At 57.1% G+C, this 14537-nt stretch carries 11 protein-coding genes; 6 read left to right on the top strand and 5 right to left on the bottom strand.

The features are described from left to right. Positions 1-99: 99 nt before the first annotated feature. From Poly41_RS23000 to Poly41_RS22980, 5 genes are all read left to right on the top strand, one after another. The gene (locus Poly41_RS23000; RefSeq protein WP_146529304.1) at positions 100-714 is read left to right on the top strand and encodes an ECF-type sigma factor; all 615 of its coding nucleotides are present in this window, start codon (positions 100-102) and stop codon (positions 712-714) included. Positions 715-1179: 465 nt separating this feature from the next. Next, positions 1180-1365: a PAS domain-containing protein gene (locus Poly41_RS22995; RefSeq protein WP_146529302.1), complete on the top strand. Its 186-nt coding sequence runs from the start codon at positions 1180-1182 to the stop codon at positions 1363-1365. Between the two features lie 5 nt (positions 1366-1370). Beyond that, positions 1371-1700 carry a sensor histidine kinase gene (locus Poly41_RS22990; RefSeq protein WP_146529301.1) on the top strand — a complete coding sequence of 110 codons (330 nt, stop codon included), beginning with the start codon at positions 1371-1373 and terminating at the stop codon, positions 1698-1700. A 695-nt stretch (positions 1701-2395) separates the two neighbouring features. Then, complete coding sequence (locus tag Poly41_RS22985; protein WP_146529299.1) at positions 2396-3574, top strand: TIGR03032 family protein; 1179 nt, start codon at positions 2396-2398, stop codon at positions 3572-3574. A 376-nt stretch (positions 3575-3950) separates the two neighbouring features. Beyond that, entirely contained in the window at positions 3951-11063 is a 7113-nt protein-coding gene (locus Poly41_RS22980) for an FG-GAP-like repeat-containing protein (RefSeq protein ID WP_197231540.1), read from the top strand. Here Poly41_RS22980 and Poly41_RS22975 read toward each other — a convergent pair. The 4 genes from Poly41_RS22975 to Poly41_RS22960 all read right to left on the bottom strand — a co-directional run bounded on the left by Poly41_RS22975 (position 11050) and on the right by Poly41_RS22960 (position 12784). Then, positions 11050-11469: a hypothetical protein gene (locus tag Poly41_RS22975; protein WP_197231539.1), complete on the bottom strand. Its 420-nt coding sequence runs from the start codon at positions 11467-11469 to the stop codon at positions 11050-11052. The two genes, Poly41_RS22980 and Poly41_RS22975, sit on opposite strands and share 14 nt — an antisense overlap. Next, a complete protein-coding gene (locus Poly41_RS35765; RefSeq protein WP_390621474.1) occupies positions 11378-11710 on the bottom strand; it encodes an FG-GAP repeat domain-containing protein in 333 nt (110 codons plus the stop codon). The genes Poly41_RS22975 and Poly41_RS35765 overlap by 92 nt, the downstream gene beginning before the upstream one ends. A gap of 84 nt (positions 11711-11794) precedes the next feature. After that, a complete protein-coding gene (locus Poly41_RS22965; protein ID WP_146529291.1) occupies positions 11795-12472 on the bottom strand; it encodes an FG-GAP-like repeat-containing protein in 678 nt (225 codons plus the stop codon). Positions 12473-12529: 57 nt separating this feature from the next. Beyond that, entirely contained in the window at positions 12530-12784 is a 255-nt protein-coding gene (locus Poly41_RS22960; RefSeq protein WP_146529289.1) for a hypothetical protein, read from the bottom strand. Positions 12785-12910: 126 nt separating this feature from the next. Here Poly41_RS22960 and Poly41_RS34265 point away from each other — a divergent pair, with 126 nt between their 5' ends. Beyond that, positions 12911-13084 carry a hypothetical protein gene (locus Poly41_RS34265; RefSeq protein WP_197231538.1) on the top strand — a complete coding sequence of 58 codons (174 nt, stop codon included), beginning with the start codon at positions 12911-12913 and terminating at the stop codon, positions 13082-13084. Here the strand turns inward: Poly41_RS34265 and Poly41_RS22955 are convergent. Continuing rightward, a complete protein-coding gene (locus Poly41_RS22955; RefSeq protein WP_146529287.1) occupies positions 13062-14483 on the bottom strand; it encodes an IS4 family transposase in 1422 nt (473 codons plus the stop codon). The genes Poly41_RS34265 and Poly41_RS22955 overlap by 23 nt on opposite strands. Positions 14484-14537 lie beyond the last annotated feature (54 nt).

Genomic DNA, 14537 nt, shown 5'->3' with positions numbered 1-14537 from the left:
CGCCATTAGAGTACCCTAATATATCACGGTCTATCAATAGCTGGATTTGAATTCTCACTCGGTCGGTATTTCCGGTATCAAGAAAAGCAGTTGGCAATCATGTCGGATGACCCTATCACTGAATGGATCGGAGAATTGCGAGGTGCCAACGAAGCGGCTGCCGACAAGATCTGGAATCACTACTGGACGCAATTGTGCGCCGCAGCGCGTCGCAAATTACGCTCCGACTCGCGGCCTTTGTACGATGAGGAAGATGCAGCGCTGAGCGCCTTCAACAGTTTTGCAAACGGTCTTGCGGCGGGTCGTTTTCCCAAATTGAATGATCGCGAGAGCTTATTGCGTTTGCTGCTGGTCATCACGGGGCGCAAGGTGCGTCAACGGCATCGGTATGACCAGCAACAGAAGCGGGATGTACGTCAAACCATGACGGGTTCGGTTTTCATGACCGATGCTGATGATGCGGCAGCTTTAGGTGTCAACCATATCAAGGCACGCGAACCCACCCCCGAGTTTGTGGCGTCGTTTACCGAGACCTGCGACAGGTTCTTCAAACGACTCGGCGATCCCCAGTTGCAAGAAATCGCTGTGTTGCGGATGGAGGGTTACAACGACGGCGAGATTGCAAAGCACTTGGATTGTTCACGCAGTACCGTCCAACGCCGTTTGGAAATCGTTCGTCGCGAGTGTTTATCATTTGATGAAAACGACGTTTAGATCGAGAGTGCTTCGCTGCACTGAATCGGATTTTCGCCGTCTGGACACCGCAGACGAATCACCAGACACGCTTCACTTGGCTTTGGCGTGAAGCTGGCGGAAGAAGAAGCTTCCGAATTCCTCGACAAGCTGATCGCCGAAGTCGATTCCGAATTGACGGAATACCTGAAGGAAGACGCGATCGCGATCCTGGCATCATCAGAATGATGCACCAAATGGCACGTCGGCTGCATCGGTCTCTTGGCCTGGATTTCATCGCTTGATCGCCCTGAAGTGAGCGAGTCGCACACGGCGGAAATGAGGCGGCGTTCCTAGTGCTTCGTCAACTTTAAAAGTTAGGGTTGGCGATCGTAGCCGGACTCGCCAGAGTTCGGGTTTTCGGATACGACCTGAAGTCTGGCGACTTCAGCTACCCCAAAATTAAGAGTTGACGAAGCACTAGTCACATTTTACGGGAGCTTTCCAATGCAGGATCAAAAACAATCGGACCAAGATTTGTCCGTACACGTCCTCGACTCGCTCATGGCCGGGATCGCGGTCCTTGATAAGGACGGCACCATCTGCGCCGTGAACGAGACATGGCGGCGATTCTCTCATCAGAATGGCGGTGAGCCGGCAGCCACTGGGATTCGACTTGTTGCGTCGACGTGACCGCAATGCGTCAAGTGCTCGTTCACCTGATCGATAATGCTCTGGCCAGTGGTGCAACCTTGGTTGCGATCTCATTGAGGATGGACGAGCTGAACTTTGGTCCTGCTGTCACCGTCATTCTCAGTGATGATGGTCCCGGTGTTCCTTGCCAGGATCGAGAAAAGGTCTTTGATCCGTTTTACACCACCAACACGCACGGAACTGGCTTGGGATTGGCCATCAGCCGAAGAATTATCGCGGCGCATGGTGGACAAATTCACTTTGGCAATCCATGCCGTGGAGGTGCTTCGGTCTACATCACGCTTCCGGTGGCGCGGACAAGGAGTGAGCTGTAATCAGCCCATCATCGCCTCGACGGGATATCCGCGGTCGATTTCTAGCCACTCGCGTATTGAGGCTTTCAGAGGGTGCAGCAAAGTAGGCCCGGCTCCACGGGTCGAAAACGCGGCAAGCAGCCGGTGGAAACACCGAGTTGCGATGGGTTCGAATCGGTAGGACCTCGAAGCGATGGCCGATTTTTTGCGAGATGCTCTGGGATTCTCCGAACAAGATTCGGATGAGCCTCCAGTATCAGAACTAACCGGTGTGCCCGGATAGCCGGACAAACAGTCAGACGATCCTCCACGGCGAGAAGGATGACCGCTGACCTGTGGAAGTGGTACGGCGAGCGGACAAGGCACTCCAGCTGCCATTTCTTGTGCCCGACAGTCGCCATAAAGGCATGCATGTCAACGGGTTGGCGAGATTTGGTTGTCAGCTTGCCGGGTGATCACTCGCCGGTTGATCGGCGAACAGGTCCTCGGCTCGATTCGCCAGCTCCATCATAGAAAATGGGAACTTTTGGCGATTTTGCTATCAGACGCTGCGACAGTTCACCACCGGATGGCCATTAAGCCCCTAGCGACGGTGAAACTTGGTGACTGAGTGCATGTGCGACTGAGCGTTTCACCAACGCGAAATCCCCCTACCAGAAAAACAACAATGAGAAAGAATCTCGATAGCGCAGGATTTGGCTGCTGGTCCGGATCGAATGACCAGCACTGAGTTGATTGAAAAGTCGGTGAGCAACGACGACGCTGAGGCTGGCAACGCAGCTCCGTTTCAGTTCGTGCATAGTGAAGGATTCGCCGAGTTGCTCGAGGCGCTCGGCGGAACGCTTTTCGTAACAACTTATCAGGCCGGTAAGTTGGTGGCGTTTCGTGCGTGTGACGGGCACGTTTCGATGCTGATGCGCTCTTGCGGCAACGCGATGGGGCTGGCGGTGCGCCGCGATCGCATCGCGGTGGGCGGCGAATACCAGATCTGGACACTGCGAAATTCGCCTGAGGTTGCTGCCAAAATGAAACCCGCGGGGCAGCACGATGCTTGTTTCCTGCCTCGCAGCAGCCATGTCACGGGCGATATCGACGTGCATGAAATTGCCTGGGGCACGGACGACCCACGTACCACCCTCCAGCAAGATACCGGCTCAGCCAACGGCACGCATGGCGAGACGCCTCAGCTGTGGGTCGTCAATACATTGTTCTCCTGTCTGTGCACACTCGATCCCGACTACAGTTTCGTACCTCGTTGGAAACCTCGCTTTATCAGCGAGATCAAACGCCAGGATCGTTGCCACTTGAACGGGATGGCGATGGTGGATGGCCGACCGAAATACGTGACCGCGTTTGGCGAGACGGATACACCGGAAGGCTGGCGGCCGGGTAAAGCCGACGGCGGCGTGGTGATTGATGTGGACAGTGGCGAGACCGTCGCCCGCGGATTTGCGATGCCACATTCTCCCCGTGTCCACAACGGCCGCTTGTGGGTCCTCGATTCGGGACGCGGTCGACTGGTCACGGTCGATCCGGCCAAGGGACAGACGGAGACCGTGGCCCAGTCCGATGGTTACGCGCGCGGCCTGGCCTTTGCCGGTCCATTGGCCTTTATCGGTCAATCCCAGATCCGCGAGACGGCGATTTTTGGCGGCGTGCCGATTGCGGAAGGCGAGCAGAAACGGCCCTGCGGTGTGACCGTCGTCGACACGCGGAACGGGCAAATCGTGGGCAGCCTCGAATTCGAGGCGACCGTCCAGGAGTTGTTCGATGTTCAGCTGTTGACCGGCGTTCGCTTTCCGGCGGTCGTCGGTTTCGACAAAGACACCATCCGGCGTGCCTGCGTCATCGCTCCCGAAACAAGGATGAACCAGCCCGCAGAAGATTCCCACTAGTCCGAACTTATCTCGACCCTCATTCACATTCCACCGACGCTCATTCATGGCCGTTGCCGTGGCTACGGCGCCTCTGACGCTGGCAGTCTCTCCTGAAGGGCTTCCCACCAGAGTCTTATCCCTGCCAGGACGCAACCAAAAGAAAATTTGAGACAGTTCTCGGGCTGACGGCCATACGTCCATTGAGGCCTAAGACGCGATTGTCTTCGCTTCAGGGGCGATTTCTAGAAAACTACTCGCTGTAAGCTGCTTAATCCCCATGAAACGTGTTCGAAAGTCACTACTCTCTCTCCGTCGATCCCGCGAAACCCGTCGCGACAAAAACAGATCCGTACTTGCTCGGAAGATCCAATTCGAACGGATGGAGGATCGCAGATTGCTCGCTGTCATGGCGATCGGCGATGCGATGGCGACCGAGGGACCTGTCGGAAACACGGCGGTCCTCTCCTTTCCGGTCACCCTCAGTGAGGCCGCAGCGGTCGACATTTCGTTCGAATACCAAACCCAAGATGGCTCAGCCACCGCCGGCGGCGATTTCCAGGGTGTCGCAACTCCGGCCACGTTCACAATGGCTGCCGGACAGGTTTCGGGCTCTATCGAGATTACGGTCAACGGTGATGCGACGGTCGAGCAGGACGAAACCTTCGAGCTGATCGTGGGCAACCTGCAAACCAACGGAACGAATGTGACGCTGGCTGGTACGGGTGTGCTGGTTTCCGAAGGCTTTGTGGATTCCGGTCAGAGGCTGGGATCGGAATTATCTACTGACGTGCTGCTGGGTGATCTGGATGGCGACGGGGACCTGGATGCGTTTGCAGTGAATCGGCTCGGTGCGGGCCATTCGGTTTGGCTGAATCAGGGCGGCGACCAGCTAGGCGTTGAAGGAGAATATCTCGTTGACAGCCAGGGCCTCGGCGGCGGCAGCATCAGTATGGATGGGGCCCTGGGGGATATTGATGGCGACGGCGACCTGGATGTGCTGGTATCCAACTTTTCCGGCCGGTTTGAAGCCATAGTACCGGACCAGATCTGGCTGAATAATGGCTCGGGCCAATTCACGGCCGGGCAAGCATTGTCGGCGAACAACTCTGGACAGTCGGTGGAACTGGCCGATGTCGACGGCAACGGTTCGCTTGATGCCATCCTGGGGGGGGCCAATGGATTAGCCGAACTCTGGCTCAATCAGGCGGGGACATTCGCAAAGGAATTCTCCTTCCCGACCCAGGGATTTCAGGCAATCGACATCGGCTCTGCGGACGTTGATAACGACGGCGATATCGATGTCGTGTTTGGATACGGGACCGGTTTTGGGAACGAGGTATACCTCAATCAAGGTTTCAGTCAGGGAGGGACGCAGGGGACATTTGTCCTGGACAGCACCTTCGGGCCCCATTCGTATGTGACAGCTTTGGAGCTGGGGGATTTGAATGGCGATGGTTTTGTTGATGCATTCGTTGGTCGAAGCAAGACCGGTCGTTTCACGTCTCTGGATGCGCCGAGCGTGGTGTTTCTGAATGACGGTTCTGGGAAATTCGTCGATACCGGCCAGAGCCTCACAGCCTATCCCAGTGATCCCACCAGCACAACCTTTAAGACCGGCGACGTCAAGCTTGGCGACGTGGACAACGATGGTGATCTGGACGCCTTCCTGGTCACCTTTTTCAGCAATGTGACTCCCAGCTCAATCAACAGCGTGGTCTATCTGAACGACGGCTCGGGCACGTTCTCCGATTCCGGGAAGTTACTGGGCAGTAACGTCGCAGGTTTCTCCGTTGCACTTGGTGACCTGGATGGTGACGGAAATCTCGATGCCTTCGTCGGCAACAGCGGTCCTAATGCAGTCTGGGTCAATGACGCGGTAGTCTTCGCCACAGGCACGATCGTCAACGACGACCAAGCGACCTTAGAGATCGGCGATGCTTCCGTCGTCGAAGGCAATAGTGGGCCCACCGTCCTGAGCTTCCCAGTAACGCTGAGTGCTCCCGTCGATGTGAATGTGTCGCTGGACTATGCGACACAAGATGGTTCGGCCTTGGCTGATGGCGACTACATCGCGAACACTGGAACACTGACAATCATCGCCGGTGAAACCACGGGCACGATCGACATCACGGTCAACGGAGACAACGACGTCGAACTGGACGAGACGCTGCAAATCATCCTGGACAACCTGCAGGCTGGCGGCCGCGACGTGACGCTGGTCGGCACAGGCACTCTGCCTATCGGCGGCAGTCCGGCGGAATTTATTTCGAATGGGCAGTCGTTCGGAAGCGATGTCACTCAACAAGCCGTGTTGGGCGACCTGGATGGCGACGGCGACCTGGACGTCTACGTGGCAAACGGCTTCACTGCAACTTCCCCCGCTCAGGCCGATCAGGTGTTGATCAATCAGGGAGGATCTCAGGGCGGCACTGCGGGACAGTTCGTCGACTCGGGGCGGGCCATTGGCGATAGCCTCAGCCGCGACGTCGCGCTGGGCGACGTCGATGGGGACGGCGACCTGGACGCTTACGTGGCAACCGGTTTTGGCCCCGACAAACTGTTGATCAACCAGGGAGGATCTCAGGGCGGCACTCCCGGCGAGTTCATCGACTCGGGGCAAGCTCTCGATAATATTGGCTCTGGTAACTTTGGCGTCTCGCTGGACGATGTCGATGGGGACGGCGATCTGGATGCCGTGCTGGTCAGTGACAGACTTAAAGTCTGGTTCAACCAGGGCGGACGGCAGAACGGAACCCTCGGTCAATTCGTCGACTCGGGGCAGGATTTAGAAAGTCCTCGAACCTGGGGAGGCGTCGCCGTGGGGGATCTTGATGGCGACGGTGACCTCGACATCTTCACCGCCAACAAATATGACCGCCCGAATCGAGTATTCACCAACGACGGCCTGGGCGTCTTCACCGATTCGGGCCAGCGTATTGGAGATTCAGATGCTCGAGGCCAGGTTGTCCTTGGCGATGTTGATGGGGACGGTGATCTGGATGCCTTCGTCGCGAACGATGGTGGTGGCCCGGTGGCAATCAATAGCCGATTGTTCATTAACCAGGGCGGAAGCCAAAACGGTACGGAAGGCGAGTTCGTGGATTCGGGGCAGGTGCTGGGTCGAGCCGACGGAGTCTCGCTCGGTGATTTGGATGGGGACGGCGATCTTGACGCCTTCCTCGCAAGCCGCATCAACCAAGGTGGCACTCCGGACACCGTCTGGCTGAACGATGGTGCAGGGGTCTATACCGTCACTTCACAACAGCTTGGCAGTTCCTTTGGCCTCAACGTCAGCCTGGGCGACCTGGACCTGGACGGTGATCTGGATGCTTTCGTCGCGAACAATAATAACCCGAACGAAGTCTGGTTGAATCAGGGCATCCCTGTCCCCGGTGTGACAGCTACTGGCACGATCACCAATGACGACAGCGCTGTCGTATCGATCGGCGATGCATCCATCGTCGAAGGCAACACGGGGACGACCGTGCTCAGCTTCCCTGTGACGCTGGACTATCCTGTCGATGTTCCTGTGTCAGTCGACTACACGACGCAGGACGGCACGGCTCAGGATAGCGATCCCGCTACCGAAGACAACGACTACGTCTTTCAAAGCGGAACGCTCACGATTCCTGCCAGTGCAACCACAGGCACCATCGACATCACGGTCAACGGCGACAACGACGTCGAACTGGACGAGACGCTGCAGATCATCCTGGACAACCTGCAGGCTGGCGGCCGCGACGTGACGCTGGTCGGCACAGGCAGTCCGGCGGAATTTATTTCGAATGGACAGTCGTTCGGAAGCGATGTCACTCAACAAGCCGTGTTGGGCGACCTGGATGGCGACGGCGACCTGGACGTCTACGTGGCAAACGGCTTCACTGCAACTTCCCCCGCTCAGGCCGATCAGGTGTTGATCAATCAGGGAGGATCTCAGGGCGGCACTGCGGGACAGTTCGTCGACTCGGGGCGGGCCATTGGCGATAGCCTCAGCCGCGACGTCGCGCTGGGCGACGTCGATGGGGACGGCGACCTGGACGCTTACGTGGCAACCGGTTTTGGCCCCGACAAACTGTTGATCAACCAGGGAGGATCTCAGGGCGGCACTCCCGGCGAGTTCATCGACTCGGGGCAAGCTCTCGATAATATTGGCTCTGGTAACTTTGGCGTCTCGCTGGACGATGTCGATGGGGACGGCGATCTGGATGCCGTGCTGGTCAGTGACAGACTTAAAGTCTGGTTCAACCAGGGCGGACGGCAGAACGGAACCCTCGGTCAATTCGTCGACTCGGGGCAGGATTTAGAAAGTCCTCGAACCTGGGGAGGCGTCGCCGTGGGGGATCTTGATGGCGACGGTGACCTCGACATCTTCACCGCCAACAAATATGACCGCCCGAATCGAGTATTCACCAACGACGGCCTGGGCGTCTTCACCGATTCGGGCCAGCGTATTGGAGATTCAGATGCTCGAGGCCAGGTTGTCCTTGGCGATGTTGATGGGGACGGTGATCTGGATGCCTTCGTCGCGAACGATGGTGGTGGCCCGGTGGCAATCAATAGCCGATTGTTCATTAACCAGGGCGGAAGCCAAAACGGTACGGAAGGCGAGTTCGTGGATTCGGGGCAGGTGCTGGGTCGAGCCGACGGAGTCTCGCTCGGTGATTTGGATGGGGACGGCGATCTTGACGCCTTCCTCGCAAGCCGCATCAACCAAGGTGGCACTCCGGATACCGTCTGGCTGAACGATGGTGCCGGGGTCTATACCGTCACTTCACAACAGCTTGGCAGTTCTTATGGCCTCAACGTCAGCCTGGGCGACCTGGACCTGGACGGTGATCTGGATGCTTTCGTCGCGAACTATAATAACCCGAACGAAGTCTGGTTGAATCAGGGCATCCCGGTATCCGCTTTGACAGCCATTGGCACGATTGCCAATGATGACTTCAGCACGGCGCCCACTGGTGCCGACGGAAGCATCACGACCGACGAGGATTCGACCTACACCTTCGCAAGCAACGACTTCGGCTTCAGCGATCTCGATGACGATGCGTTCAATGGCGTCCTCATCACCACGCTGCCAGCAACGGGAACGCTAAAGCTGAGTGGCACGGCCGTCGCCGCAGACGCGTTGGTAACCGCGGCCGACATCGCGAACCTGACTTACGAGCCGGTTGCCAACCTCAACGGCAGCACCTCGTTCACCTTCCAGGTCCAAGACGATGGAAGTGCGAATAACCTCGATCTGTCGCCCAACACGCTGACGATTGATATCGCCAGCGTCAACGACGCGCCAGCCGGCACCGACGGCAGCGTCGCGACCAACGAGGATACGGTCTACACGTTCGCGAGCAGCGACTTCGGATTCACCGATCCGATCGATAGCGGTTCCGCTGCGGGCGCCGATGCGTTCAACGGTGTCCTCATCACCACGCTGCCGGCATCCGGAACACTGAAGCTGAGCGGCGCGGCCGTATCCGCAGGCGACTTGGTGACCGTGGCTGACATTGCGAACCTGACCTACGAACCGGCCGCCAACGTCAACGGCAGCACGTCGTTCACCTTCCAGGTCGAGGACGATGGCAGTGGAAACAATCTCGATCTGTCGCCCAACACGCTGACGGTCAACATCGGCAGCGTCAACGACGCGCCGGCCGGCACCGATGGCAGCGTCGCGACCAGCGAGGACACGACCTACACCTTCGCGAGCAACGACTTCGGATTCACCGATCCGATCGATAGCGGTTCCACTGCGGGCGCCGATGCGTTCAACGGGGTCCTCATCACCACGCTGCCAGCAACGGGAACACTGAAGCTGAGCGGCGCGGCCGTATCCGCCGGCGACTTGGTGACCGTGGCTGACATTGCGAACCTGACCTACGAACCGGCCGCCAACGTCAACGGCAGCACGTCGTTCACCTTCCAGGTCCAGGATGACGGCGGTGGAAACAATCTCGATCTGTCGCCCAACACCCTGACGGTCAACATCGCCAGCGTCAACGACGCGCCGGCCGGTACCGACGGCAACGTCGCGACCAATGAGGATACGACGTACACCTTTGCAAGTAGCGACTTCGGATTCACCGATCCGATCGATAGCGGTTCCGCCGCGGGCGCCGATGCGTTCAACGGTGTCCTCATCACCACGCTGCCGGCAACCGGAACACTGAAGCTGAGCGGCGCGGCCGTATCCGCCGGCGACTTGGTGACCGTGGCTGACATTGCGAACCTGACTTACGAACCAGCTGCCAACGGCAACGGCAGCACCTCGTTCACCTTCCAGGTGGAAGACGATGGCAGTGGAAACAATCTCGATCTGTCGCCCAACACGCTGACGATTGATATCGCCAGCGTCAATGATGCTCCGACCCACACGGTGCCAGCGGGACAGACCACTGACGAGATCAGTCTACTGACTATCAGTGACCTGAGTGTCAGCGACGTCGATGTCGACGAAACGAGTCTCGGTGAAATGGTGACAACCCTGTCAGTCGCACAAGGCACGTTGACGGTTTCGGGAAGTGGTCTCAGCAGCGTGGTAGGCAACAACAGCGATATTGTGGTGCTTACCGGGACGCTCAGTGCGATCAACGCGACGCTTGGCAACAACGTCACGTATCTCGCGAACGTTGGCTTCACGGGCGGTGATACGCTGACGATCACCACTAATGACCAAGGAAATACGGGCGCTGATCCTGGCTTGACAGGCGGCGCGGGGAGCGAGCAAGACACCGACACGGTCGAAATCACCGTCAACTCATTGGCCGAAGTCTCGGTCACGATCATTGACTGCTTCTGCGGCGGAAACGGTAAAGCACTGCTTGTGAAGGGCTCCGCATCCGATGACAAGATTGACGTGAAGTTCGGCTCTCACGATGGTGATTTTAAGGTCTATATCAAAACCAAGTCGATGGATGGGCCCAAAGACATGGGACGGTTCAAGTTCAAAGGTAGCGATGCGGCGATCAACAAGGTGATCGTCTACGGGCTCGATGGAAACGACAACATCAAAGTGCATTCCGATTTAGATGTCGACGCCTGGATTTTTGGTGGTGATGGGAACGACAAGCTCCGAGGTGGCAAGGGGCATGACGTCCTGATTGGCGGGGATGGCGACGACAAACTCGACGGAAAAAGCGGCCGCGACCTGTTGATTGGCGGCCTCGGTGCCGACAGGCTGAGGGGACAGAGAGACGAAGATATTCTTATCGGTGGCGAAACGCCGATCGACAATAGACTGGCTTCGATTTGTGACACCATGAACCTGTGGACCCAGACCGATGTCGACATGGATGGCGATGATGACCAGGACGACCTGACCTTGCGTGCGGCAAGCATTCGTGACGCCTACTTCGTTGGCATGAACGCCAGCGACGGTTCAAGGGACTACTTGGACGGAGGGAGCGGATCGGACTGGTTCATTGCCGATACGGAGATTGATTGTGATCGTGTGAAAGATCACAAGGATGACATCTTCGGCATCGACACGGATTGGTTTAGCCTGGATTGATCGCTTTGTTTCGGCAACCGTTTTGATAGGGGACAACAATCAAATCTCGCTGGCCATCGCGATCACAGTCCGAGGTGGTTAATACCGCGCGGGCCACCTGCAAAGCATCGAAGTCGCGAGTCGGATCCTTGTTGATTGGCCCGACTTTGATGGGTGACCCCGAAGCAAGTTTTAGACGAAATCCGTCAACGTCGAACTGCTTTGATTTCGCTGTTGAATCGTTCTTGTGAAACCAGACATGGCCCGACCAGTCGCCAAACAGAACGTCAACGCGGCCGTCCTGATCTAAATCGTCGAGAAACGGCCAGAACCATTCATCGCCGACGCCTGACCGGTGCGTGATCATGGTTCCTCGCGGCAGCACCGACTTCAACTTTCGTCCAGCGATACGGATTGCCGACTCCATGGTTCAGTCGCACCGAATATCCATTGACGAGGTCCGGGAGACCATCCCCGTTCCAGTCACAAAAGTGATCGACAGACAACGCAGCCAGTCCCCACTCGACCTTCAACGGATTCGCGTGGACGGCGAATCGTGGCGCCGTCTTTGAACCCTGGCTCTCAAACAGGTAGACGTTCATCCGGGAGCTGACGATGAGATCAAGGTCAGCGTCGTTATCCCAGTCGAACGCGCGAGGAGTCGCCAGTCGCGCATGCGGAAAGGAGCCCTCGCACGGGAACGCTTTGGGCGTCAGCGACCGGTGCCTGGAATCTGTTCCGGGCGAACGGGCCTAGTCAAAGAACTGAAGAAAGGTTTGCTCGTGTTGCGCGCATTCTTCAGGCTTCACATGCATTGGCATGTTGCCGGTAACGTAACCGCCGAGCAACAAATCCAGATCGCCATCAGCGTCCCAGTCTACAACCTTCACGGCAGCGCCGAGTCCGGCATCCAGCGGCTGGCCGTCCTGGTTCTTCATAAAACGGCAGAATCGAAACTCCGGATTTTGCTTCGTGCCGACATTCGGCCACCAGAACACGTGGCCGTAATGCTCGCCGACGACAAGATCGACCAGCCCGTCACCGTTCCAGTCGTCGAGGTCGACGCGTGAGTGATCGGCACCCATTGTTGTCACGCCGTTGCGATCGCAACGCGGAAGCCCGTCACCCAGCCAGCCTCGCGGAGGAATTCGCGAGGGCTCCTCTTCCCGTCGCAAGAGATCGAAGTAGACCGCATACGTGGCGGACTCGTTGCGGACGCTCGTGTGGATCCATGCGAGTCGCCCTTTCCGCCAGTCACCAATCGCATTGAAAAAGTATCCGCCACGAGTTTTCGGACGGCGGACGATTCGACCCTTCGCACGCGAAACAGCATCCGCGAACCCCGGGAACTCATACGAAATCGAGTCATCGTACCAGCGAAACGGCCGATCGAACGGGCTGCGGCCATAAGCATACTTCGAGTAAGCCATGGGCTTTCCCGTTGTTTCGTCATGCCGAATCACCTGAATGGAACTCAGTTCCGGTTGTTATTGCAGCCCGAGCTTCCGCAATTCAGCAGCCAGGTCCAGGCCAATGTCGGCCGGACGCTCGACGGTCCTGCGAACATTCGATCCAGCAGCCCGCTCGTCAGATTCAGATTCAGCATCCACACGAATGATCAAGCGAAGCTGCCCGGCCCCGGCCCATTCGAGGGGATGACCGGCAGCCTGAGCGCCGATAGGGGACAACTCAAGGCCGGCCAGGACCAGCAACACTATCAACACTGCAGATATGCGTTTCATGGGTTCGTCCGTCTTCGCTGTTGATGTGCGAGCGTTTGCTCAAATTACTTTGCCAGTGGGGGACAAGAGAGATTCAAATCGCTATCAGTTATCAGTGAATTCGTGGCAAAGAAAGGAATCGTGTGAATGATCAAATTTCATTTTGTCACCCCCGTCTATGCGTGTAGCGGCGATCGGATGGCCGAGAATATCGAAGATGGCGATGGTGCGAAACCGGCCTTAACAGTCTTGCCATTTCAGTTTTCTAACTCGCGTCGGTTGCATCGACGAATGGCACTTAGTTTTTCGCAAGTCCTTTGAGTATTTGACGTTTCGCTTCCGCGCGTGGGACTGATAGTGGAACATAGTGTTTGTGTCGTCTCTTGATCCTTCTCGGCTCAATACGGTCGGGACGATCACCTACACGATGAGTAACGATCGCTGTGAGCAGTTGTTCGTAGAGTCGTTGCCGACAGAGTCGGTTACTTTCTCCTGGAATGGCAAGCATGGGCTGGAACGCCTCAAGTGTTTGCAACGTCCCCTTGAAGCTGATCGTGCGTGGAAGCAACTGAGACCGGCTCGCGGCCTGGGCCATGATGGTTCGGATAAGGTTGTAGGCGAGAACGTGTGTCCAGATTTCTTTACGAACAAGTTCTGGCGTTTTACATCGAAGACAGTCCATTTGCATGACGGACTTGATACTGCGCAGATCCAACTCGTTGTGCCAGCGAGCTCGGTATAACAATGCGAGATCCTCTTTCGGGTACTGGACAGGATCCAAGAGCGTCGTGACAACGACGATGGATCGAGTGCGAAAGCCAGGTTGCGTGATGTGGATGCGAGCCTCGCGAACAACGATCGAATCGGGGAAGGTATGGTAAGTCGGCCAATCGATCGACCTGATCGAGGTAGGTTTCTTCCAGCGAACAATGTGGTCATCTTTTCCGAGGCGTTTTCCACGCCGAAAATCTGCCTTTCGGTGAGCCTTGTTGAGTCGCGTAACGACGTCGACACCACGATCTTTAAATGAAAATAGGACTCTCCAGTTGCACATCAGGCAGTCGGCAAGCAAGACGTCGCCAGCAGAAAAAATGCTCGATAACTTGTGGAGCAGCGACACTTCGCCTTGATTTTTACCCGCATATTTGGCGAAACCGACATCGAGAACGACGCCGCAGGACAATGAAATGATTGCCGCTACTCGCGCCAGAGGCATGCCAGCGCCAGCCTTCTGGTTCCATGTTTGAGGGTATGCTTCTTGGTTCTCGGGTGTATCTGGCATCAGCGTTGTGGTGCCGTCAAACATGTAGACGTGATGCCCTTTCCAAAGCCAGTTCTTTTGCACTTGAGCTTCCAGCTTTCGGCCGACGTTGCGAACTACACTTGAGAAGAATTTCTCGGGTAGCCGTTTGCGTGCCTGACAGTAGGCTCCCGTTTCCGCCGAACAGGCGCTGTCACCTCGCGCCACTCGATGCGCGAGCAAGCGAGCGACTGCGGCACGGCACGAGTGGTCTGCGCTTAGCACTTGACCAAGGAACACCCAGAGTGTTATCAGCGGTGTGTAGATGCGGTCCTTCCAGGCAAACTCAATGCCGTCTAATGCTGGCGCGACGCTGTCTTCACAAAGCACATTTGTGAAGGGCAGTTCGCCGTCTTGAAGAAACTGTCGCCGCAGGAATCCAAACTGGTTCCGAAACCAACCTTCGCTAGAATATCCCATTCTTGGGCCTCCTTGCCGTTGACGGATTGTGTGGTTACATCCATCTACGCAAGC

Source organism: Novipirellula artificiosorum (genome assembly GCF_007860135.1).
GTDB classification, from domain to species: Bacteria; Planctomycetota; Planctomycetia; order Pirellulales; family Pirellulaceae; genus Novipirellula_A; species Novipirellula_A artificiosorum.
The sequence above is the reverse complement of the archived record's forward strand: the minus strand, read 5'-3'. Positions and strand labels throughout refer to the sequence as shown.

Excerpts from the sequence above, each read along its gene's own strand:
- Poly41_RS22955 (WP_146529287.1), bottom strand. The coding sequence starts at position 14,483 with ATGGGATATTCTAGCGAAGGTTGGTTTCGGAACCAGTTTGGATTCCTG.
- Poly41_RS22960 (WP_146529289.1), bottom strand. The coding sequence starts at position 12,784 with ATGAAACGCATATCTGCAGTGTTGATAGTGTTGCTGGTCCTGGCCGGC.
- Poly41_RS22995 (WP_146529302.1), top strand. The coding sequence starts at position 1,180 with ATGCAGGATCAAAAACAATCGGACCAAGATTTGTCCGTACACGTCCTC.
- Poly41_RS22990 (WP_146529301.1), top strand. The coding sequence starts at position 1,371 with ATGCGTCAAGTGCTCGTTCACCTGATCGATAATGCTCTGGCCAGTGGT.
- Poly41_RS22975 (WP_197231539.1), bottom strand. The coding sequence starts at position 11,469 with ATGGAGTCGGCAATCCGTATCGCTGGACGAAAGTTGAAGTCGGTGCTG.
- Poly41_RS34265 (WP_197231538.1), top strand. The coding sequence starts at position 12,911 with ATGATCAAATTTCATTTTGTCACCCCCGTCTATGCGTGTAGCGGCGAT.
- Poly41_RS22985 (WP_146529299.1), top strand. The coding sequence starts at position 2,396 with ATGACCAGCACTGAGTTGATTGAAAAGTCGGTGAGCAACGACGACGCT.
- Poly41_RS23000 (WP_146529304.1), top strand. The coding sequence starts at position 100 with ATGTCGGATGACCCTATCACTGAATGGATCGGAGAATTGCGAGGTGCC.
- Poly41_RS22965 (WP_146529291.1), bottom strand. The coding sequence starts at position 12,472 with ATGGCTTACTCGAAGTATGCTTATGGCCGCAGCCCGTTCGATCGGCCG.